Origin of the sequence: Algoriphagus lacus (genome assembly GCF_003583985.1) — a bacterium.
Classification (GTDB): Bacteria; Bacteroidota; Bacteroidia; order Cytophagales; family Cyclobacteriaceae; genus Algoriphagus; species Algoriphagus lacus.
This window is the reverse complement of record NZ_QXML01000010.1, coordinates 86789-109293: the sequence shown is the minus strand read 5'-3', so window position 1 is coordinate 109293 and position 22505 is coordinate 86789. Positions and strand designations below refer to the sequence as shown.

Annotated in this window: 16 protein-coding genes; 3 read left to right on the top strand and 13 right to left on the bottom strand. The window is 45.4% G+C overall.

The features are described from left to right. Positions 1 to 12 precede the first annotated feature (12 nt). From D0X99_RS17330 to D0X99_RS17320, 3 genes are all read right to left on the bottom strand, one after another. A complete protein-coding gene (locus D0X99_RS17330; RefSeq protein WP_119479122.1) occupies positions 13 to 1794 on the bottom strand; it encodes a 3-keto-disaccharide hydrolase in 1782 nt (593 codons plus the stop codon). 189 nt (positions 1795 to 1983) lie between these two features. After that, on the bottom strand, positions 1984 to 3132 hold the full coding sequence (locus D0X99_RS17325; protein WP_119479121.1) for an FAD-dependent monooxygenase: 1149 nt from the start codon (positions 3130 to 3132) through the stop codon (positions 1984 to 1986). Positions 3133 to 3162: 30 nt separating this feature from the next. Further along, on the bottom strand, positions 3163 to 3696 hold the full coding sequence (locus D0X99_RS17320; protein ID WP_233553749.1) for a GNAT family N-acetyltransferase: 534 nt from the start codon (positions 3694 to 3696) through the stop codon (positions 3163 to 3165). Between the two features lie 115 nt (positions 3697 to 3811). Between D0X99_RS17320 and D0X99_RS17315 the strand changes: the two genes are divergently transcribed. Beyond that, positions 3812 to 7648 carry a PVC-type heme-binding CxxCH protein gene (locus tag D0X99_RS17315; RefSeq protein ID WP_119479120.1) on the top strand — a complete coding sequence of 1279 codons (3837 nt, stop codon included), beginning with the start codon at positions 3812 to 3814 and terminating at the stop codon, positions 7646 to 7648. Between the two features lie 68 nt (positions 7649 to 7716). On the opposite strand, the gene D0X99_RS17310 is transcribed toward D0X99_RS17315, so the two are convergent. From D0X99_RS17310 to D0X99_RS17300, 3 genes are all read right to left on the bottom strand, one after another. After that, positions 7717 to 8988, bottom strand: a complete 1272-nt coding sequence (locus D0X99_RS17310; RefSeq protein ID WP_199708137.1) for a dienelactone hydrolase family protein — start codon at positions 8986 to 8988, stop codon at positions 7717 to 7719. Positions 8989 to 9144: 156 nt separating this feature from the next. Beyond that, positions 9145 to 10653, bottom strand: coding sequence for a DUF1501 domain-containing protein (locus tag D0X99_RS17305; RefSeq protein WP_119479119.1), 1509 nt, complete (start codon positions 10651 to 10653; stop codon positions 9145 to 9147). A 1-nt stretch (position 10654) separates the two neighbouring features. After that, complete coding sequence (locus D0X99_RS17300) at positions 10655 to 13864, bottom strand: DUF1553 domain-containing protein (protein WP_119479118.1); 3210 nt, start codon at positions 13862 to 13864, stop codon at positions 10655 to 10657. A gap of 208 nt (positions 13865 to 14072) precedes the next feature. Here D0X99_RS17300 and D0X99_RS17295 point away from each other — a divergent pair, with 208 nt between their 5' ends. Then, on the top strand, positions 14073 to 15002 hold the full coding sequence (locus tag D0X99_RS17295) for a DMT family transporter (RefSeq protein WP_119479117.1): 930 nt from the start codon (positions 14073 to 14075) through the stop codon (positions 15000 to 15002). Positions 15003 to 15020: 18 nt separating this feature from the next. Here D0X99_RS17295 and D0X99_RS17290 read toward each other — a convergent pair whose 3' ends face one another. From D0X99_RS17290 to D0X99_RS17280, 3 genes are all read right to left on the bottom strand, one after another. Beyond that, entirely contained in the window at positions 15021 to 15929 is a 909-nt protein-coding gene (locus D0X99_RS17290) for a metallophosphoesterase family protein (RefSeq protein ID WP_158587729.1), read from the bottom strand. Between the two features lie 89 nt (positions 15930 to 16018). Next, entirely contained in the window at positions 16019 to 16435 is a 417-nt protein-coding gene (locus D0X99_RS17285; RefSeq protein WP_119479115.1) for a response regulator, read from the bottom strand. Positions 16436 to 16533: 98 nt separating this feature from the next. Further along, the gene (locus D0X99_RS17280; protein WP_119479114.1) at positions 16534 to 17235 is read right to left on the bottom strand and encodes a LytR/AlgR family response regulator transcription factor; all 702 of its coding nucleotides are present in this window, start codon (positions 17233 to 17235) and stop codon (positions 16534 to 16536) included. Positions 17236 to 17462: 227 nt separating this feature from the next. Here D0X99_RS17280 and D0X99_RS17275 point away from each other — a divergent pair, with 227 nt between their 5' ends. Further along, positions 17463 to 18599 carry a sensor histidine kinase gene (locus tag D0X99_RS17275; RefSeq protein ID WP_147392255.1) on the top strand — a complete coding sequence of 379 codons (1137 nt, stop codon included), beginning with the start codon at positions 17463 to 17465 and terminating at the stop codon, positions 18597 to 18599. Between the two features lie 11 nt (positions 18600 to 18610). On the opposite strand, the gene D0X99_RS17270 is transcribed toward D0X99_RS17275, so the two are convergent. The 4 genes from D0X99_RS17270 to D0X99_RS17255 form a co-directional block, all read right to left on the bottom strand. After that, positions 18611 to 19213, bottom strand: a complete 603-nt coding sequence (locus tag D0X99_RS17270) for an LbetaH domain-containing protein (protein WP_119479112.1) — start codon at positions 19211 to 19213, stop codon at positions 18611 to 18613. Positions 19214 to 19336: 123 nt separating this feature from the next. Next, positions 19337 to 21082: an ABC transporter ATP-binding protein gene (locus D0X99_RS17265; RefSeq protein ID WP_119479111.1), complete on the bottom strand. Its 1746-nt coding sequence runs from the start codon at positions 21080 to 21082 to the stop codon at positions 19337 to 19339. A 52-nt stretch (positions 21083 to 21134) separates the two neighbouring features. Beyond that, positions 21135 to 21893 (bottom strand): TerC family protein, encoded by a 759-nt coding sequence (locus D0X99_RS17260; RefSeq protein ID WP_119479110.1) that lies wholly within the window; start codon positions 21891 to 21893, stop codon positions 21135 to 21137. A gap of 80 nt (positions 21894 to 21973) precedes the next feature. Continuing rightward, positions 21974 to 22372, bottom strand: a complete 399-nt coding sequence (locus D0X99_RS17255) for a DUF1573 domain-containing protein (RefSeq protein WP_119479109.1) — start codon at positions 22370 to 22372, stop codon at positions 21974 to 21976. Between the last annotated feature and the right edge of the window lie 133 nt (positions 22373 to 22505).

The window sequence follows — 22505 nt, the reverse complement described above, 5'->3', positions numbered from 1 at the left end:
TTCTTTTCAGGATTAAAACAGGAGACTATAGCTCAACGAAGAAGTAACCGGGAGGAAAATTCCATCCGCTCCTACCTGTGGCTTCTGACCCGCAACATTCACTTTCAGGTAAAGACCAGAATCCTCAATCCAATACAGGTTCTCTGCCACTTCAGTCAGCACCTTTCCGGGAGCTACCCTGACCAGCAGCTGGCTTGAATTTCCGGACAAGAGGATTTCACGGCTCAGTCCTTTTCCATCTGACATCACCAGAACCTTATCCTTCAGCTCTTTACCATCTCCGGACTTAGAGGTAAAAGTGAGCGCGCCATCACCCAGGATTTGATATCCTCTGGGTTTCCATTCCCCGGAAATCGGGTTGTATGCGGCGTCGTAAAACAAGGGAGATCCCTGACTCAATTCGGTGACAGCACCCATAGGTCTGGAAACTCCATTTCCGCGGTCGTTCCACATCGGAGTCGCATCCAGAAAATGGCCTCTCCATATTCGAAGGATCTGATTGGAATTAAGATCATAGGAAAAATGGGCTCCGGATTGGGAAGAGACAGAAATCCCATGAGAGATTTTGCTGCGGTTAGGCAGCTCGATGAACGAACGTAAAACAGGGGTTTCTTTGGTATCAACCAAAATCGGATCGGCAGCCCAAAAATCCGCTCCAGCTGGATTGCTGTAAGTTTTTTGCCACATCGCATCAGCAGTGGCTGAAAGGAAAAAGCCCTGTGCAGTCCAATCAGTAGGTTTGGAAACCCAAATCACAAATGGAATCTCACCAGCCTGAAGCGCTTTTTCGGCGACAATCATCCCCTCTCTCAATTGGATTGGCTCAGATGCCTGGCCAAGTTGTATTGCTCCCAAGCCATTGGGAACGGTCATACGAAAGGTATAATTACCGGCCTTTTTAACTGAAACTGTACCTTCAAACTTACTCAAAGAGGCTGAAGTAAGCCCAGCCACAAATTCATCGAAATTGGAAATCTTTCCAGAAGAAGCAGCCTTGAGGGCATCCATTGCCGGCAGTTGGGTAAAGGAACCTGGAAAAACCTGATATGAAATTGATTTAAACTCCGGAGCGGCAGTCTCAAATCGTTTCACCTCCAAGGATTGGATTGCAATGGGACCGTGATCCCCCTGAATTCGAATGGGTCCTTCTGGTACTTCTCCACCTTCCAATGCTCCGCGGGTGGGGCCAAAAAGCTCTACATTCTCATGGATAGTCACCCCGTTTAGCGTAGCAGAGACGATGCGGGCATTCTCGATTTTTTCACCGGAAGAAGAAAATCTCGGAGCCTTGAATTGCACCTTCAAGGTCTGCCAGATTCCCGGCGCTTTACTTGCATTTTGACGGGGAGCATATCCCTGATAGCCTTTCTGTCCATCCGGTTTGGATTCGTCCCAGCGCTCATAGATTCCACCGTTATCTCCGGCTTTTACACTCACTTTGTTCCAGCTATCCAACAACTGAATTTCGTATTGGCCCTGCAGGTAGAGTCCGGAATTGGAGCCGGGGGCCATCAAATAAACCAATGTAACCTCAGCGTCTCCGAATTTTTCGGTTGAAACCAAGTCGGTGCCTGGCTTTTTCTTGCTTGGTGAGTTGAGAATTATACTGCCTTTTCCTTCGGAAAAAAGCTCGGAATTGGACTGAAGGGGATCGGTCCAAACCTTGGCTACTTCAGACCAACTCCCCTTGTTGTTTTCAAAGGAAGCAAGCTGAAGGCGAGTTTGGGCTTGGATGGAAACGACTGAAAAAGTCAAAACCAGCCCCAACCCAATCGATTTGCGGTTTGAGATCATAAAATAAAGTAGCTAATTAATTAGGGGCTGAAAATAACCTTACGGGCTAAGACCGCCAAGCTAAATTCGGATTGTTAGAAAAATTAGGAGTCAAACGGGGTTAAATTCCATAAATCCCAAACTACCTAAAAGAATTGCTTTCAGAAATTAAATCTCCACTCACCCTAGTCGCCGTGGGATTTGTTCCGGTTAGGAAAGGTCCACCTGATACAAGGTCTCAATCTGCTTTTGGGTCACCTTTCTGGGAATCATCCGAAAAAATGTATTCCTCAAGGTCATCAACAAAGGATTTTCAAGTTGGGCGATAATCCCCAACCTCCACGAATCCTGCACAATCCGATGAGTGCGTGAAAGTCGTCTCTTTTCAAAAAGCTCAAAAGCTTGGATTGGCTTCGGATTATTTTCCAAACAACTTGCTAAAATTGCCGCATCTTCAATAGCCATACATGCACCCTGCCCCATATTCGGCGTTGTGGCATGTGCCGCATCACCGATCAGAACCAGGTTTCCAAAAGCAAAACGAGGCAAGGGATCAAGATCAATGATGTCATTCCAAATGATCTGATCCGGCTTGGTACCTGCCAGCACTTGGGGAATTGGGAAGTGAAAGTCTTTAAAGTTCTCCTCCAAATCGGCTTTCGTGAAGTTTTTCAGCGGAGAATTTATCCCAGCCGCATTGATGCAGGCATACCAATAGACCTGATTCTTTGCCAAGGGAGTGACTCCAAACCTTCCTTTTTTGCCCCAGGTTTCCGAAGTTTCGGCGATGTTCAAGTCGGAATTATCCATGATGCCTCTCCAGCAAGTATAGCCTGAATAGCGGATTTTTTGACTTGGAATCAGTTTTCTTCGAATTGGTGAATGAATCCCCTCCGCCACAATCAGGTATTTTGCACGGATTTGATCTCCATCCTCAAACCGGACCAAAAAGCCTTCAGAATCCTCAGTAAAATCCACCGATCGCTTTCCGGTCAGGACGTTTCTCGGATCAAGCTGAGCCAACAAAACCCGATGCAAATCAGCCCGATGAATGGTGAAATTACTGATCCCATATCTTGAATTGGCAGGATCGGTATCCGTCCGGCTAATGAGTTTACCCTTTTGATCATAAATGGAAAACGCCTTCAACTCCCGTCCTTCCCGGATTACCTGATCCGCGACGCCGATTTTTCGGAGAGCCATCATGGCATTTGCGGCCAAAGCCAGTCCTGCACCGACAGGCTTGATTTCGATGGCAGCTTCCATGACCATGGCATCAATCCCGATTTTCTTCAAGGCAATAGCGGTTGTCAGTCCGGCAATTCCACCTCCCAGAATGACAAAAGAATATGAATTCATTGGATTGGATTTTTAGACAGAAGTAATTATTCAAAGTTTCCGGTACATCACGTAGACATTGGTCAGTCCAAGTTTGGGATGGAAAAAAGCCTCGGGAATTTCCCCTACGATCTCAAACCCCATTTTCTTCCAGAGTGCAACGGCTGAGCTATTGGACTTGATCACGTAATTAAACTGCATGGCATGGTAGCCTAGCCGCCTGGCTTCTTCAAAGGAAAACTCAGCCATTGCCTTTCCGATTCCTTTTCCGGAAGATTCGGGACTCACCATGAAGCCGGCATTCACCACATGAGATCCACGATCCGGCTGATTGGTTTTGAGGAAAAATGTCCCGACAATTTCCCCATCCTGCTCAGCAACATAGGTTTGCTTATCGTCTGCCAACCAATAGTCAAGCATCTTTTCTCTACTGGAATTTGGGTCAAAAACATAAGTCTCCCCGCTTCGGATAATCGGTTCGATGATGTTCCAGAGGAAAGGAGAATCTTCTGGATTGGCTTTTCGAAGGATCAAGCTGTTCAAGTTTCTTAGGAAATTTTGGCTGAAGTAAATTAACTTTTTCAAGATTCCATCCAGGCAGCTTCCCGGTTATTTAATTACCGCACATTTCTTATCTTAAGAATTACTTCCAGTCCCCAGATCTAGAGACTGAACCAGTAAACCCAACCAGCCCAACGCTATGAACCTTCACTTGAAGCCCCTAATCCTTTGGACTTTGCTTTTTTCCTGCTTTTTAGCCTGCAAACCAAAGGGATCTTCCGAATCAACTACCTCCACCCAACCCACTGTTTTTACCTTGGTCCAAAACGATGCAGATGGAAACATCTCGGTTTTGAGGAAGGGCGAGACCGATCCTATTCTCGTTCAAAATGCAAAGGAAGATTTCAGACCCTACATCCATCCGATTCTAGCACCGGATGGCAAGGGTGTTTTGACCGAATACAGTCCCGGACACCACAAGCATCAGACCGGACTCTATTGGGGTTTGACCAGAGTCAATGGTCGGGATTACTTTCATAACCCCCAGGGGGATTATTGGAGAAAAATCGCCTTGAACATCCTTGAGGAAACCGGGGAACAAGTCAAGTGGCAGACTATTTATCAGCTGTTGGATTCATTGGGAAATCCGGTTATGGAAGAAACCCAAAATTGGAGCCTAAGTGAAGTGAATGGGGAATATTCCCTGGATTTGGAATGGAAGGGCGAAGCCAAAACCGAAGTGACCATCGGCCAATACGACTACGGAAGCCTTTTCCTTCGAATGCCTTGGAAAGAAGGAATCGACGGTGAAATCATCAATGCTGCACGACAGAAAAATGCCCAGGCAGAAGGCCAACCCTCCATGTGGATCAATGTGGGAATGAAAATCGAAGGTAGAGAAGACCGGGCCAACGTGGCGATTTTCGACCATCCTGAAAACCGGGGCTACCCCAATAAATGGCGGGTAGATGGTCAGCTGGGATTGGGTCCAGCCTTTACCCGGGATGGAGATTGGGTGATCGAGGCTGGAAAAACCGAGTCTATTAAACTCCGCCTGCTGGTCTATACCGGCGAAGCAAATGACCTGAAACTGACCGAATCCTGGGGTAAATTCTCAGGGCGGGAAGGCATGTACAGTACTACCGAACTCTGGGGTCTCGCTCAGGAGGAAGGTCGAAATGCCAAATTTCTTACCGCCCAGGAAGCCGTGGATGCCATGACCATCAAGCCCGGATACAAAGTGAATGTCTGGGCTTCCGAACCCATGATGACCCAGCCCATGGCTTTTTGCTGGGATGATCGGGGCAGACTTTGGATTGCAGAAAACAAAGATTACGAATCCCGAGGCTACGGTTTTTCCAATTCCGGTGACAGTAGAATCCTGATTTTGGAAGATACCGACGGAGACGGAGTAGCCGACAGTCAGAAGGTATTCATGGAGGGCTTGGCCTTTCCCGCAGCCCTTGCTGTGGGTTTTGACGGAGTATTTATCGGCGCACCGCCTAACCTGATTTTTGTCCCTGACAAAAATGGGGATGACAAAGCGGACTTGGACAAGATTGAAATCCTGCTTACGGGTTGGGGAATCCGGGACCGCCACGAGACGCTCAACAGTTTGCACTGGGGACCGGATGGATGGCTTTACGGGCTTCAGGGTTTTGCCACTCCGTCCAAAATCCGAAAGCCCAAGGGTGAAGGTGACGCAAAACTATACTACCACAAAGATCCTTTTCCCGAAGATCTCCTGGAAAAAGAGGGAGTGGACATTAACGGTGGAGTATGGCGCTATCATCCAGTCAAGGACCGCTTCGAAGTCGTGGCACATGGATTCAGCAATCCCTGGGGGATCGACTACGATGCCAAAGGCCAACTGTTCATGAGTGCCTGCGTGATTCCTCACCTTTGGCATGTGATTCCGGGCGGAATTTACCATCGTCAGGGCGGACAGCATTTCAACCCCTATGTCTATGAGGACATCAAAACCATAGCCAACCATAGCCACCGCTCTGCCCACGGCGGTGCTCGTGTGTACCAATCAGATGCCTTTCCCAAGGAAGAACAGGGACGGATATTCATGGCCAATATCCATGAGCATGGAGTCCTTTCCGATATTTTGATCCCCAAAGGTTCAGGTTTTGAGGGAAAGCACGGCGATGAGTTTATGATGGCCAACAACGCCCAATGGGTGGGTTTTAGCATGGAAATCGGTCCTGATGGCGGACTCTATGCACTGGACTGGCACGATGCGGACATCTGCGGAAAGGAAGTTCTGAATGAAAAAACAGGCCGGATATTCCGGATCATGCCTGAAAAATCCCTTGCCCAAAACTTCCCAGGAAGGTATTCGGATTTAAATAAAATGACCGATGCCCAATTGGTGGCACTCCAAACCAATCCTTCCGACTGGCATGCACGCCGAGCTAGGGGGATTCTTCACAAACGTGCCGTGAACAAAAAACTTCAGCCCGAAACAAATGCCGCCTTGAGGACTATTTTCACAAAAGAAAAAAACACCGACTGGAGACTAAGAGCCATGTGGACACTTCATCAGACGGGAGGTTTTTCGGTGAAGGATCTGGTCGGATCGCTCTCAGACCAAGATCCCTATATTCGCGCTTGGTCCATTCAGTTGCTTTGCGAAGACCTCAAACCTTCCCCGGAAGCCCTGGCCAAATTCAAATCCATGGCTAAATCTGATCCTTCACCTGTGGTTCGGCTTTATCTCGCCGCCGCATTGCAGCGGATCCCGGTATCAGAAAAATGGTCGCTGGCTTCCAGCCTGATTCAGCATGCGGAGGATGAAAAAGACCACAATCTCCCCAAAATGCTCTGGTATGGAATCGAGCCCCTCTTTGCCGGAAGTCCCGATAAATTCCTGGAACTGGCACCTATCTCCAAACTTACCTTCGTCACCCAGAATATGGCAAGGCGAGCAGTGGATGGAAATCAGTTGGAAAAACTCGTAGCACTCATCGGAAAAGGCGGTCCAAACACTGAATTATTGATGGCAGGGATGCTGAGCGGAATGGAAGGACGGACAGATTTGAAAACACCTGCCAACTGGAAGACTGTTGCAACCAATCTTCAAAAATCAGGAGGAAAGAAACAGTCCTTGGCCTTGGAGATTTCCGGACTTTTTGGAGATACGGAAGCCACTCAACGGGCATTTGCTACCCTGAAAAACAAAAATCTGCCAACCGACCAGAGAAAGAAAGCCCTGCAAACCCTAACAGCCCAACAGCAAAAAGCATTGCCTGCAGAAATCCCGGGGTTAATGCAGGAAACAGCACTTAGAAAAGAGGCCATTCGATCAATAGCAGCTTTTGACAGTGAGCCTTTGGGTAAATTGCTTTTGGACAGCTATCCCAAATTTTCCCCGGAGGAAAAATTGGAAGCCATGCAAACCCTTTCCTCCCGAGCACGCTATGGAAACATGCTGACCCAGGAAATCAAATCCAAAAAAATCGCCAAATCTGAAGTTCCTGCCAGCGTGGCAAGACAACTGCTTCGGGTGGTAGGCAGCGGGTTTATTGAAGTATGGGGACCGATCGAGTCTGTCCCAAGCAACCAAGCAGCTTACGATAAATACCGGGCTATGATCACTCCTACTGCTCTAGGTTCAGCCAATCTGAAATCAGGAAAAACTGTCTTTGCCAAATCCTGTGGAAGCTGCCACAAAATGTATGGGGAAGGTGGAATCATCGGTCCTGACCTCACCGGTTCCAACCGTACCGATCCGGAATACATCCTCATGAATGTACTCGAACCCAGTGCGGAAATTCAGGACGATTACAAAATGGTGGTGATCAATACCCGGGATGGAAGGACCTACTCCGGAAATATCATTGCGGAAAACGACCGTCAAATCACCCTGAGGATAGTCGGTCAGGACCAGCTGATCATCAACAAATCCGCCATCCTTTCCCGGGAGGTGACAGACGTATCGATGATGCCTTCCGGGTTATTTGAAAACCTGTCCCAAACCGAAATCGTCAACCTGATCGGCTACCTCAAAACCAACAAACAGGTGGAGTAAAATCAGTCCACAGTCCACGGACGAAAGTCAACCGCTGTCGACCGTGGACAGTCGACCGTTGACCAAAATCATGCCTTCAACCACTGGTCAAACCAAGCAAAGGCTTCTTCCTGCATGGCTTTGTCAAACTTGTGAGGACCGGGATGGAAAGTGCATCGGTACCGGTCTGTCGCCTTAGCTTTTGCGTAGACTTCTCCAAGGATTTGGTCCGCCTTTTTCATTTCGGACAGGGTAAACAGATTGTCCTCGATGTCATTGAGCACCAAAGTGGGCAAGGGTGCTCTCAAACTCAAGATTTCAGGAAAATCCAATTCCTTGGGTAGAATCGGAACATAGGACATCCAAGTATGGGTGTAGGATTTGTAAAGCAACAGATCAGTCCAAGTCGTCATAAATCCAACAGCTACAGCGCAGGAAATTCGGGGATCCAACCCTCCCAACATCACGGTTCGAAGTCCTCCTCCGGAAAGTCCGGCACATCCCAACTTGGTGTCATCGACATCCTCACGAGCGGCTAAAATGCTCAAAGCCATCTGATCTTCAGCCAGAAAAACCGCCGGCCAACTCGTCCCAGCGCAAAATAGTGACTTGGCCAAAATGTGTTCGTGATTGGATGCCCAGGAATTGTAGGCATTGATCTTTTCTTCAGTATCCAAACTGAAATCTGTGATTCCCTGACGGATGCTTTCAGGAACATCTTCCAGCATCACTCTCCTACTGCCAAAAGCAAAAGCATCATGAACCATCACCACATAGCCCAGCTTGGCTGCCTCATTGGCCCAGGCTCGGCCTTCGTAATAGGTGTCGTGGTGGTCAACAATGTAGGATGGAAGATCTGCCCGGGTTCGGCTGATTTTATCCAATCCCAGGAATTTATTACCCCCATGACAATGCAAACCCAATATAGCCGGCAACTTGCCTTTGGCATTTTCAGGTTTCAAAATCACTGCCTTGGTCGGATTTCCACTGGGCAACTGGTAGCTGATCTCCTCAAAACTCACCCCCTCATAAATTCCGGATCGATGAACGGTCACTTTTGGAATCGACCCCAGCTCCACCGCACCCATCCGCTCTGAGACGAGCTTTCGGGTAGAGGTTCTCCAAGTATCCAAATCTGTAATTCCAGGATTCCGAAAGGAATGACTAGGTAATTTTTCCAGATTAAGGCTTTTGGCCCAGGGTCCATAAGATCCGATCAGATTGAGTTCTTGTTGATTGTTCACAGGAAATTTGGGGTTTATCGATTTGGGGTTCGCATGCAAATCCAACAGACTTCCACCCATGATTCCAAGTCCTGCCAATCCGGACTTTTTCATAAATTCTCTTCGGTCGTTTTGCATATGCGGAGGTGGAAAGCGTGAAGTAAGTTAAAGAATCAGAAAGAATATTTCAGCTGAATTGGTAGTGAGATCAACCTCACGAAACCACCTTTACCTTTCCCCAATTTTTCTCCATGGAAAGAATGGTCAGCCAATCCAACTGATTTTTCGATCGGGTTAAGTCAGTATCCCTTTTACCACATGCCCCTCCACATCAGTTAGCCTGAAACGTCGTCCTTGATGTTTGTAAGTCAGTTTTTCGTGATCGATCCCAAACAAATGCAATATCGTAGCCTGCAAGTCATGCACTGGAACAGGATCTTTGACCACATTGTAGCCAAATTCATCTGTCTCCCCATAGGTAAATCCCGGCTTTACTCCTGCCCCACACATCCACTTGGTGAAACACCTTGGGTGATGATCTCTCCCGTAATTGTCCGGTGAAAGCGTACCCTGACTGTAAACCGTTCTCCCAAATTCTCCTCCCCACACGACCAAAGTATCTTCCAACAAACCCCGTTGCTTCAAGTCCTTAATCAATGCAGCAGTAGCCTGATCGGTTTTTTGACATTGATTTTTGATTCCTCCGGGCAGGTTGCCATGCTGATCCCATCCCTGGTGATAGAGTTGCACAAACTTTACATCCTTTTCGATCAGCTTCCTCGCCATAAGGCAATTGGCTGCGTAGGTTCCCGGATCACGACTATCTTCCCCGTACATCTCATAGACCCAATCCGGCTCGGAGGACATGTCTGTCACCTCGGGGACAGAAGTTTGCATTCGAAAAGCCATTTCATATTGGGCAATGCGGGCGTTGATCTCAGGATCTCCGTAGGTATCGAGCTGGACTTCATTGAGCGATTTGAGGTAGTCGAGCATTTCCCTCCGGTCCTTTCCGTCGTAATTTTCAGGGTTTCCCAGGTAAAGCACTGGGTCTTTTCCCGATCGAAACTGTATTCCCTGATGCTGGGAGGGCAAAAATCCATTCCCCCAAAGTCTGGCATAAAGTGGCTGATCCTGGACCGCATTTTTGGAAATCAGCACAATGAAAGAAGGAAGATTCTGATTGTCAGAACCCAAGCCATAGCTCAGCCAAGCCCCCATCGAAGGTCTGCCCGGAAGCTGATGCCCGGTTTGGAAAAAAGTAATCGCAGGGTCATGATTGATCTGGCCGGTTTGCATGCTTTTGATAAAGCAAAGCTCATCCACAATCTCCGCGGTATGCGGCATCAATTCGCTGACCCAAGCCCGGCTTTGCCCATATTGCTGAAATTTGAAAGCAGAGGCCGTCAAAGGAAAAGAACTCTGATCCGCACTCATTCCCGTTAGTCGCTGACCGTCTCTGACCGATTCGGGAAGCTCCTGTCCATGAAGATCCACGAGTCTTGGTTTATAGTCAAACAAGTCCAACTGGGAAGGCCCACCACTTTGGAACAGGTAAATGATCCGTTTAGCCTTGGGCATAAAATGAGGCAAACCTGTCAGACCGTTGGATGATTCTGAAGGAGTAATGGGAATTTGAGGATTTCCTGCAAAAATCTTTTCCATTCCCATCAACGATCCCAGTGCTAATGAGCCGATGCCCAAAGATGTTCTGGTCAGAAACCTTCTACGATCCATTTTCTTTTCTATTTCCTGCAGATCCCGGTTGGCGGATCTCAACGGGGCGTCGTGGTGATGGCTCATCTTATCTTTTGGTTAGGGCTGCGTCTGAATTGATGATGGCACTGGCAGTGACGGCATTGGCAGCAACTTGAACAGGATCCAAACCAGGATTGATTTGGTATTCCCCGGTAGCCAACCAGCCTTTAAGTTTTCCGCTGTCCGACCTGAATTTTTCAAACTCCTTTTCTCTCAGTTCCAGTAGGATTTCAAGTTCTTTCGGATGTGGATTCCTCCCGGTCAACTTTCGAAATGTAGTTTTGATGGCTTGGGAGATTTCCGGAAAAGCCACCATTTGCTCGCCCAAAACCTTGGAGGCTTCCACGAAAGTCGGGTCATTCAGAAGTGCCAAAGCCTGAAGCGGTGTATTTGTTTCTTGTCTTTTGCTCACCGAGACGCTGTGATCCGGAGCATCAAAAATCGCCATCGTAGGATGATGAACTGAGCGCTTCCAGACGGTGTAAAAACTTCGCCGATACAGGTTTTGGCCTGTATCCTGTACATAATTGGCTCCGTTCACTTTCCACAATCCCTCGGGCTGATAGGGAAAGACGCTCTTCCCACCCACTTTTGGATTCAGTAATCCAGATGCGAATAGCGCATTGTCACGGATCAATTCGGCTGACATACGACCCGATGGGCCTCTGGCCAGCAAGGTATTTTCCGGGTCTTTTTCCTCCAGTTCAGGTCTTTTTTTGGAAGCCTGGCGATAAGTGGCTGAAGTTACGATCAGGCGCTGCATGGCCTTCACATCCCAGCCCGATCGCTGAAACTCCAAGGCAAGCCAGTCGAGTAATTCCGGATGGGATGGAAGTTGGCCTTGATTCCCAAAATCCCCCGAAGTAGCGACCAATCCTTTTCCAAAATAATTCTGCCAAAAGCGATTGACGGCAACCCGAGCAGTAAGCGGGTTTTCCGGATCAATGAGCCACTGAGCAAGTCCAAGCCGATTTCGCGGTAAATCAGACTTCATTGGTAGGATGCTATCCGGAGTATTGGGAAAAACCTCCTCACCGTGGAGATTATATTCTCCCCTTGTCAGGATGTAGGTCGGACGCGGGTTGGGCATATCCTTCATGACCATCATCTCCGGAATTTTTTCCACCGAATCAGCATATACTTTTCTCTGAGCGATCACCTCTTTCAACTTTTCCCGGTAAATTTTGGAATGAACGTTCAGGTAAAGGGATTTCAGGGCTTTCTTTTCTTCCGAATTGAGTTGGTTTGAAGATTTGGCTAACGTAGCCTTGAATTGAGTGGGATTGGCTATTTGGAGGATTTCCAGGGGAGAAAGCTCAAGATTGTACACACTGACTTCATCCACCAATGCGTCTTTCAGCCCCTTCCCTCTCCAAACTGCCCCTACCTGCAAACCGGGCTGCCCACCTTTGAAAAGGATGTCTTTATAGAGGTTATCGTGTGTAGTTTCGGTTGGCATTTCGGCCCCATTGAGGAATACCTTGAGGCCTTTGGCTTTGGATGAACCGTCATACGTCATGACCAGATTCACCCATTGATCCCTCGGAATGTCCTGTTTGGTGAGTTTGGTGATGGCATTGTAAGGAGCAGTATGTGCCATCAGAATTTCCAGTCGGTTGTTTTTCAGGCTCAGGTGATATCCTCTCCAGTTGTACAAAACTGCTCCAGAACCTTTGTGAAATATGGCCCCATGGGTCAATGATTTTGGAATATTGACCCAGATACTGACCGAAAAGGGTTCACTCCTTGAAAAAACTCCACTTCCTCCCAGATCAAGCCAAGAGTCCCCATTCAGTTTGACTCCTTTTCCCCTGACTGCGTCTACGTAAGTTGGGATCTGGTTTTTCACCTCACTGCTTTCCATGGTTCCTTTTTGGGAAGGATTAAGCTGGTTTTGGATGGACTTTTGGTCAAAATGGTAAAAAGCCACTCTGCTGGAAGGGAATTCCCGCATTGCTTCTTTTTGGTGAGCATTTGTGGCCAACCAAGTCTGAAAAGCTTTTTCCTCCTGCTCAGCCACCTGAGTCAATTCGGTTTCTTCCCGGTTTTTCTGCGAAAGCACATAGTCCAGCATTCTATCTTTTTCTTCATCGGTTAGAAGCATGGTGGGGACAGGAGTTGCATCGTCCCAGGAAATCTGCCCGGCTTCATCCACCTGATTGAAAAAACTGCTCAATTCAAAGAAATTCTTCTGGGAAATTGGGTCATACTTATGATCATGGCATCGGGCACATCCCAAAGTCAAAGCCATAAAGGCCTGTCCCATAGTGCTCGTACGATCCACTACATATTCGACCCGAAACTCCTCCTCCACGATTCCGCCTTCCATGTTTTGGGGATGAATGCGGTTAAATGCCGTCGCAATCAGCTGGTCTTTGTTGGGATTGGGAAGCAAATCGCCCGCAAGCTGATGAGTGATAAATTGGTCATAGGGGAGATTTTGATTGTACGCTCGAATGACCCAGTCCCGGTAGGGAGAAGCGTCACGGTAACGGTCTACAGTGTATCCATGAGTATCCGCAAACCGTGCAACATCCATCCAGTGCATGGCCATTTTTTCCCCATAATGGACCGAACTGAGCAGTCTATCCACCTGCTTTTCGTAAGCATCGGGATCAGGATCGGCCAAAAACGCATCCATTTCGCTCAGACTTGGAGGCAGTCCTGTCAAATCCAGGCTAACTCTTCGGAGCAAGGTTTCTTTATCGGCTTCAGGAGCAGGTTTGATTTTCTCTGCCTCCAACTTGTTCAATACAAAAATGTCAATCGGGTTTTTCACCCAGGAATTGTCGCTCACTTCGGGCAAATCTGACTTTTGGGGAGGTATAAAAGCCCAATGCTTTTTGTACTCAGCTCCATCCTCTATCCATTTGATCAGGATAGCTTTCTCCTTTGGAGTCAAAGTCAGGTTGGACTCCACTGAGGGCATCCTGTACTCCAGGTCCTCAGAAATAATCCGGTGGAAGAGCTCACTGTTGCGAAGACTGCCTGGAGTGATGGCAACTTTTCCAGGGGAGTCTTTGAGTGAGGCAAAAGCCATTTCGGGGGTATGAAGGCTGAGTCCGGCTTTTTGGGCAGCCAAGTCAGGTCCGTGACAGGCGAAGCATTTGTCCGATAAAATGGGTTTGACATGGATATTGAAATCCACTGTTTCCGGCAAGTCTTCATAGGCCAACTGAACGTCCTCAGGGAGATCTGGACTGCAGGAAAACATTATGAAAAGAATGCAGAGAAAACTCGGGAATCTGGGGCTCATCTAGGACTTAAATCTGTCTTTTAAACTACTGGAAATTCAGTGATTTACCGACATGAGGTGTCCTGATTGTAGAAATGAAATCTTAAAAACTGGAGATGCCAGGGATTCATTCTTTTTGTGGTTGGATGAATCCTTCTTTTTTGCAACTTCCCCTCAATAATTCATTTCGGAAATTCCGCTTTTCTTTGCAAGTACAATTCTCCTCTTTATGACTTCCCCTGCAGCAACCCAAAAGAAAGTTTCCGGTTTAATCATGGCCATTGCCGCGGCAGTCTTTTGGGGGATTTCAGGCACCTGCGCCCAGTTCCTTTTTGAGCAAAAAGAATTTGACCCGGCTTGGCTGGTTTGTTGGAGACTGATTTTGGGAGGTTTGATTTTGGTGGTGTTTTCCCTTACCCAAAAAGCCCACGATACCTTTCGGATCTGGAAAAAGCCAATGGACACCGTTAAACTCTTACTTTTTAGCATCCTTGGGATGGTCTCTGTACAATTCACCTATTTCTACAGCATTTCACTCTCCAATGCTGCCACTGCGACAATTTTACAATACACGGGACCATTGTTGGTAGTAGCATTTTATGCAATAAAACACCGTAGATGGCCGATTTTAGCGGAGTATGCTTCCCTTGCATTGGCACTTGTCGGCACATTCCTCCTCGTGACTCACGGGTCGTTTGATCAATTGGTGATTTCAGAGGGTGCTCTTCTATGGGGGATTTTGTCTGCGGTAGCTTTGGCGTTTTACACCATCCAGCCCGTCGGGTTATTGAGAACGTATTCCGCAGCAACGATCACCGGTTGGGGAATGCTTTTAGGCGGGTTAGCCTTTGCTCCCTTTACCCAACCTTGGGAAATCCAAGGGATCTGGGATTTGGAAGCCATGGCCGCATTTACCTACATTATCCTTTTTGGAAGTGTGATCGCATTTTACATTTTCCTGACTTCCGTGACGATCATCGGAGCAACCACCGCGAGTTTGCTGTGCAGTGTGGAGCCCTTGGCTGCAGCGGGAGTAGCAGTAGTTTGGCTGGGAGTAAACTTTGGACCTATGGATTGGCTGGGCACACTTTTCATCCTGATTACCATAGTTTTATTGACAATCAGCACAAAAAATGAGGGGCAAAAATCGGCTGCTTAATCAGTCGGATTTGATGAATTACTTGATTTTTCGGGACTTGATCTCAGGCCTGAGGTTGTCCCGTTGCTCTCGCTCATTCAAAATTGAATAGCCTAGTTGTTGGGGTGAAGGTCCAATCCAGGAGGTTCTTTTTCCTTCAATCGTGATTTTTCTTCCGGCTGGGTCTATGGAGAGCATTGCAAAAATGGGATCTGCATACGGACAGGTAAATTTCAACGAGGGATTCTTCTCATGAATTTCTTTTGGCAAACTGTTGTGAGCCAGTTTTTCCCCTACCCAATAATAGGAAGCCGAGTTAATGTGAACGTAATGTACTCCACCTACCTCCACATGCTGGTCCACATGAGCATGCCCATTGATTGCAAGGAGAATTTTAGTGGCAAACCGACTCAAGATTTCCTGAATTTCCTGAGAATTATCGATGGTGTAAATTCCAGCAATGGGTTGGTGAGAAACAATCAAAACCGGTTTTTCAGCTTTTTCAAGTTCGGAAATCAACCATGCTTGTTGTTCAGGTCCAATGTAAGAGGCATAGCCCCCTTTGTTTTTTGGAGAACCTGGATCGTTGCCATCCAAAACGATCAACCGAATGGATTCCATGTCGGTTGAATAATATAGCCCAGGCATCCCATAAGTTTTGGCAACCTCCTCCCTGGAATATCCTCCATCCATATCGTGGTTTCCCAACACATGCAACGCTCTGGGATGAGCTTTATTAAAGGCATCAATTGAGGAAAGATTCTCAGGTTTGGGAATGGCAAAATCCCCCATCTGAATCAGACCATGAGGTTGTTGGAGCAAACTTTCGATCAAAAAAGTATTCAGACGCTCTTTTCCGTCGTGAATGATATCGAGGTGCAGATCCGAAATAAGGCCAATTTTCAGACTTTCTTGATCTTGGAATAAGTCCAAGGTCGATTGCGGCATGCAAAAACTTAACAGGGAAAGGGAACTGGCTTGTAGAAATTCTCTTCTGGAAAAACAGGTCATGTTAAAATTGGAACCTTCCAAAAAAACTAATCAACCAAAGTCCCGCAAAACCTGTCAAAAACTTGAACGAATTCAAGATATTGATCAGCCTCTGAAGGTTTAACAATGTAACAACTTGCCTGCTCCTGATAACTGGTGATTATGTCGTCCTGAGTTGATGAAGTCGTCAGCATGATGACAGGGATGTCACTGGTCAAAATATTGGATTTTATCTCCTGCAATACCTCGTGTCCGGTTTTAAGAGGGAGGTTAATGTCCAATAGAATTAGATCAGGCCGCATACTGTTTTCAAATCTCCCTCTTTTGAAAAGGTAATCAACCCCATCTCTTCCATTGGTAAGCACCTCCATATCCACCACAAACTTACTTTCCTGAAGTGCCTCTGAAGTAAGCAGCACATCTCCTGGATTATCCTCAATTAACAAAACGTTAAACCTCTTCATATGGAACTATTGAAAATAAATCTGGAACCTCAGCAAACTTTAAAATTATCAATTTTATCGAAAGGCAAAAACCTAGCTTTAATAACTAAAAGCGGAGGCTAGACATTGAGTTTTTCCATCAATTCTTTGTACAACCCTCTGCGAATTGGAATACTGGTTTCACCAAGGTTAATTTTCTTAGCGTTGAACGAACCAATGTAAGAGATGTTTACAAGATAGGATTTATGCACCCGAATAAATTGATCTTCAGGAAGTTTATCTTCAAAGCTTTTTAATATATCCCTAACCAAATAGGACTTAGCTTTTGTATAAACTTTGGTGTATAGCCCATCTGCCTTGAGGTATACTACTTCTGTATAAGGAACGGGAACAAGATAGCCCTTATCCATTATCTTCAAGGAACCCTTGGATTTCCGGATTTTACCTTTCTTCTCTTCGTGCCTCTTCAATCCAAAAAACACAGCCGTTTTGAGACTTTCTAAAGAAAATGGCTTGAGTAAGTACCCTTCATGGATTTCTGAGGATATCCGCTCCAAGTATTCTGTTCCTGAATACGCAGTACTAAAGACTATCGGTAGGTCATAACCTTCCCGAATTTTGTAAGCAAGGTCAATTCCATCCAAGTCTCCATTGATTAGAATGTCCATCAATACCAAGTCAACCTCATTGTGTTCCAAAAATTCAAGTGCACTAGGTGCATTGTCCACTACAGAAGCGACCTTATAATCTAAATTGGACAGAATCTCACTGAGGTTATTTGCTAATTCTACCTCGTCTTCTACAATCAGAATTTTTTTCATATCTCAAATTAGAAAAAACTCTAAATAGAATCCCCTATGATTTAGGCACTTAATTTACGAAAGTGAGTGAGCTGCATCGAAATGTAAACGAATGGGTTAAGTGAAATTTTGCCTGTGGAATGTGTTGCTCTAAATTTCGATCAGTTTAGTTAGAAAAAACCAAATCTGATAACCTGGCTTCTAATTTTAGAAAATTGAAGAACTCTGATTATTCCCTAAATTTTCCCTTGAATATAAATAACAGAATTATCGAAACTGATTTTCCTCATAATTCAAAATTGCCTTCTGGATTTTCGGAAGAGGACATTCTCCAACTCTTTATTGACGAGGCAGAGGAAATCTTATTGCTTACTAACCCATCAATGGAGGTGGAATACGTTTCCGAATCCATCGAAAGACTCCTTGAAATTAAAGTTTCAGATTTAACAGGTAAAAAAGTCAATGATGTTCTTGACCATTTTCCTTCCCTCCCATTGATGAAACCCAATCAGAAAATGGTCATTCCTGTGACTACTCCCCTTTCAAAGAGGAAATTTTTGATTGAGTTTCAGTTTAAGCCACTTTTTGATAATATCGGCAGGGTCAAGGCAATTTTTGCCATAGGAAGGGATGTCACTGACCGGGAAAATTCTCTCAAAAAATTTAAGGAAACAGCATTTAAGGAAAAAGAGCTAAATCAGTTGAAGTCCCGGTTTGTCTCCATGGCATCCCACGAATTCCGAACTCCTTTAGCGACTATCCAAAGCAGCGCAATGCTGATTGAGATGCTCTTGAATAAGTCGGATGGACCGGATACCAAAGAAAGAATTCTCAATCATGTCGGCAAAATCTTAAACCAGACGAGCAGGTTGACGGATATTACAAGTGATGTACTCTTACTTGAAAAAAGTATTCAGCCGGACTTGAAAATCCAACTAAAGAAAATTCCTATTGCACAATTTGTCAATGACCTTGTCAAAACAATCAATATGGAAAACTTTGAGCGTAGGATTGTGAAATTCTTTGGTCCTGAAACAGATAAGAACATTCTGACTGATTCCTCATTATTAGTTCACATTTTGAGAAACCTCATCCTGAACGCGTTGAAGTATTCTGAAGGGGCGCTGGATCCGGAAGTACATATTCAATTCCGAGGTTCATTTACTGAAATCATGGTGAAAGATTATGGCCTAGGAATTCCAAAAGAAGATCAAGAACATATTTTCGGATCCTTCTACCGAGCAAAGAACGTTGGAAACATCAAGGGAACTGGTCTTGGACTTAATATAGTCAAGGAGCTAACGAAAAAATTAAATGGGGAAATTTGGTTAAACAGTAAGCTGGGTATTGGCTCGGAATTTTTTATTTCTTTGCCCTCCAAGTAAATGAAGTTGATTCATTTTTTTATTCTTGATTCTGCGGGCACATCCTGAAGTATTTGAACCTTTGGGAAGATTTCGGCATCTCTTCCAATTCTCACCCCTTGTCCAATTACCGCTTCTCTTCCTATTTTTCCTTCATCTTCCAAAAAAGAATATCCATTGAATGTAACTGATTCTTCAATAGTGCAATAGTTGCCTATAACCGACTCATGGCCAATGGAACAGTTTTGGTCAATACAGTTGAAATTACCCAAAAGGGTACCAAAATTGATTAGGGTGCCTTCCAAAATGATGTTTCCTTTGCCAAAAATGCAATCCCGCGATACCCAAGCCCCATTTGAAAAAAGGTTGGGAAAATCCAAAGAGGGATGATAGTGCAACCTTCTTACGATATCGATTTTTTGACTGGGATTTCTAAGAGCAAGGACAAGAGCCACTTTCTCATATTTCAAAACTTGATCTACACTTCCCAGAAACGGATAACCTGCAAATTCTTTCCCAATAAACTTAGGATCATCATCCACAAATCCTATTAGTTTATGCCGGAGTTTAAACTGCGAATAATTCTTCGCAATATATTCTCCCAATTTATCTGCTCCAGCAATGATTAAATTCATCAAGTGATCAAACTTTACAATCGCTTCTTAAAATATGATGATACTCATAAAAAAAATAAAATCCCACTATTTTTTCACTTGGGTTTAAGCATGAATAGAAAAAAACGCCTTTCAAATCCGCATTTAAATCCTAGCCTGATAGGTGTATAATTGATAATATCTTCCCTCTGAAGCAATTAGCTCATCGTGCTTTCCTCGCTCTACAATTTTACCCTGTTCAATCACCAAGATCTGATCAGCCTGACGAATGGTGCTAAGCCGGTGAGCAATTACGAAAGTTGTCCTACCCCGCATCAGTTCTTTTAAACTTGCCTGAATCAATGTTTCGGATTCTGTATCAAGATTGGATGTGGCCTCATCCAAAATCAAAATCCTAGGATCGGCAAGAATTGCTCGAGCAATGGCGATTCGCTGCCTCTGTCCACCGGATAGCTTTACCCCTCGCTCACCGATCAGGGTATCCAATCCCTGTTCAAACCGGTCCGTAAACTCCTGCACATGGGCTGCCTTTACCGCTTTTTGAAGCTCTGCTTCAGTCGCATCTGGTCTCGGGAAAAGGATGTTTTCCCTGATTGTACCTTCGAAAAGAAAATCATCCTGCAAAACCACCCCTAACTGAGATCTGAAAGATTCCAAAGTGACTGATTGAAGGTCTTTTCCATCCAATAGGATTCTTCCTGAATCCGGGTTGAGAAACGTAGCAGCCAGTCCGGCGATGGTGGTCTTTCCCGAACCTGAAGTTCCTACCAGAGCTGTTACCGATCCCGCGGGAGCAGAAAAGTTGATTCCTTTCACTACCTCTTTGCCGGATTCATAGGCAAAGGATACGTTTTCGAACTCCACATCACCCACAATTTTATCCAGCACAACGGTACGCTTTCGATCGTCTGCCTCCAAGGGGGTATTCATGATTTCCTCGGTCCGGTCAAGTCCGGCAAAAGCCTCTGTCAACTGGCTGCCGATATTGGACATCTGAACAATCGGTGCAATCATAAATCCCAGATAAAGGGTGAATGCCAGAAAATCTCCAAAAGTCATCTGACCTTGCATAATCATGTAACCGCCAATGCCCATGATCCCAGCTGAAGCCAACCCTAGCAAAAGTGCCCCGGCTGAAGTCACAAAACTGGTTGCCGTGAGACTGGCTTTGACGTTTAGAAAAAGCTCTTCCACACCTTTTTCAAATGTTTTGATCTCCTGAGCCTCGGCATTGAAACCTTTGATGACACGAATTCCCCCCAAAGTCTCGGTCAAACGGCCAGTTACCTGAGCATTGATTTTTCCACGCTCTCTGAAAATAGGGCGAATCTTGCTGAATGCCTTCAATGAAACCAAACCAAAAACGATTACTGGCAATAGCACATACAAGGTCATCAATGGACTGATTGAAATCAGAAGGATAAGTGAAATCACAGCAGTAAGAATTCCTCCGATCATCTGGGCAAAGCCAGTTCCGACCAGGTTCCTCACTCCTTCCACATCAGTCATGATGCGGGACACCAATTCCCCGGTTTTTGCATTGTCAAAATACCGGATTGGAAGCTTGATGATGTGCTTTTGTACCTGAGAGCGAAGCTTGGCGATCAGATGCTGGGCTTCCACACTCAGAATCTGAGTAAGGGAATAGGAAGTGATGGACTGAATCACAATGGATACTACTACTGCTAGAATCAACCATTTGAGCATATTCAGGTCATTGCTCGGAATGACGTCATCGATTAGATATTTACTCGCTCCCGGTAAAACCAAGCCTGAAAGTCGGCTGATAATGATTAAAAAAAGACCTAAAAAAAGGTGTTTTCTTCTTGGCCAGATGATGGTGCGAAACACCTGACTCATGGTTACTTTTCGTTCTGCTTTTTTAGTCATATCAGTTAAAATCTATGAAAAAACCCCAGAATACATTCCGGGGTTCCAAGTATCAGTCTATTCCGTCGTCTTCCTTTATCCTAGGCTTCAGCTCTACTGGTTTTGAATGGGTTTTCTTCTTCATTCGAAGATTGATAACCTCCACACCCAAGGAGAAGAACACTGCAAAGTAGATGTATCCTTTTGGAACTTCAAAATGGAATCCTTCAAGCAGAAGCATGAATCCAATCAAAATCAGAAATGAAAGCGCCAGGATTTGTAATGTAGGATGGCTATTGATGAAATTGCTGATTCTGCCTGCAAATGTCATCATGATTATCAATGAAATAACTACCGCAATAATCATGATGCTCACGTGATCTACCAATCCAACTGCGGTCAAAATACTGTCAAATGAAAAAATAATATCCAGGAAAACGATCTGAGCGATCACACTTCCAAAGCTTTTTGCTGCCTGAGCTTTAATTTCCTCAGGTTCCCCTTCCATTTTGTGGTGAATCTCCAACGTTGATTTATACAGCAGGAAAAGTCCCCCCGCTCCCAAAATCAAATCCCTGCCGCTAAACCCATGTTCGAAGAGCGTAATCAAAGGTTCTTTGAATTTGATGATGTAAGAAATCCCCAAAAGAAGCCCAATTCGGAATATTAGTGCCAAGCTCAACCCAAGCATTCTTGCCTTAGGTCGCATTTCCTCAGGAAGCTTGTTGGACACAATCGAAATAAAAATGATGTTATCCACCCCAAGGACAATCTCCAAGAAGGTAAGAGTCAATAAAGCGATCCAGGTGTCTGTCTGAAGAAATATTTCCATTTGAGTTCGGCTTGGGTTTAAATAAAGAAAAAAGCCTGTCAAAAATAGGACAGGCTTTAGAAGTTTGAAACTATCGTGGGTTAATTTGTTTTTGGAAGAACATTTGAGATCAACGAAACCTTCTCAATTGGCTCCAAAGCATTGGAATAAATTCTCACCACAGAATTCTGCTTACCCATTTTTCCGGCGGAATTAAAGGAAACCTTGATTTCAGCAGATTTTCCTGGAGCTACGGGCTCTTTAGGCCAGCTTGGAACAGTACATCCACAGGTAGCTGCCACGTTGGAGATTACCAATGGAGCCGAACCTGTGTTAGTCAACGTAAAAGTATGCTCAACTTTTGCGCCCTGAACAATATCTCCAAAATCAACTGATTTTTCCTTGAACGTTATGACCGCTCCGGATCCCTGATCCTGGGCACTGGCCTGGAATACCAATACAAATGCAAACAGACTAAATAGAACTCCTAGTTTTTTCATGGTTATATAAGTTGGTTATCAATACTCTAATTTTAATACCGCATCAGAACAACAGAATGAGTCGGATTTTCATTCCAAAATTGAAAATTACAGACCAAAAATAATGCAGAGATCGGTTAAAAAGTGTGAATAA

Coding starts and splice junctions, on each gene's coding strand:
- D0X99_RS17260 (WP_119479110.1), bottom strand. CDS start 21,893: ATGGAAATATTTCTTCAGACAGACACCTGGATCGCTTTATTGACTCTT.
- D0X99_RS17325 (WP_119479121.1), bottom strand. CDS start 3,132: ATGAATTCATATTCTTTTGTCATTCTGGGAGGTGGAATTGCCGGACTG.
- D0X99_RS17290 (WP_158587729.1), bottom strand. CDS start 15,929: ATGCCGCAATCGACCTTGGACTTATTCCAAGATCAAGAAAGTCTGAAA.
- D0X99_RS17265 (WP_119479111.1), bottom strand. CDS start 21,082: ATGACTAAAAAAGCAGAACGAAAAGTAACCATGAGTCAGGTGTTTCGC.
- D0X99_RS17315 (WP_119479120.1), top strand. CDS start 3,812: ATGAACCTTCACTTGAAGCCCCTAATCCTTTGGACTTTGCTTTTTTCC.
- D0X99_RS17330 (WP_119479122.1), bottom strand. CDS start 1,794: ATGATCTCAAACCGCAAATCGATTGGGTTGGGGCTGGTTTTGACTTTT.
- D0X99_RS17255 (WP_119479109.1), bottom strand. CDS start 22,372: ATGAAAAAACTAGGAGTTCTATTTAGTCTGTTTGCATTTGTATTGGTA.
- D0X99_RS17310 (WP_199708137.1), bottom strand. CDS start 8,988: ATGCAAAACGACCGAAGAGAATTTATGAAAAAGTCCGGATTGGCAGGA.
- D0X99_RS17270 (WP_119479112.1), bottom strand. CDS start 19,213: ATGAATTTAATCATTGCTGGAGCAGATAAATTGGGAGAATATATTGCG.
- D0X99_RS17280 (WP_119479114.1), bottom strand. CDS start 17,235: ATGAAAAAAATTCTGATTGTAGAAGACGAGGTAGAATTAGCAAATAAC.
- D0X99_RS17285 (WP_119479115.1), bottom strand. CDS start 16,435: ATGAAGAGGTTTAACGTTTTGTTAATTGAGGATAATCCAGGAGATGTG.
- D0X99_RS17295 (WP_119479117.1), top strand. CDS start 14,073: ATGACTTCCCCTGCAGCAACCCAAAAGAAAGTTTCCGGTTTAATCATG.
- D0X99_RS17305 (WP_119479119.1), bottom strand. CDS start 10,653: ATGAGCCATCACCACGACGCCCCGTTGAGATCCGCCAACCGGGATCTG.
- D0X99_RS17300 (WP_119479118.1), bottom strand. CDS start 13,864: ATGAGCCCCAGATTCCCGAGTTTTCTCTGCATTCTTTTCATAATGTTT.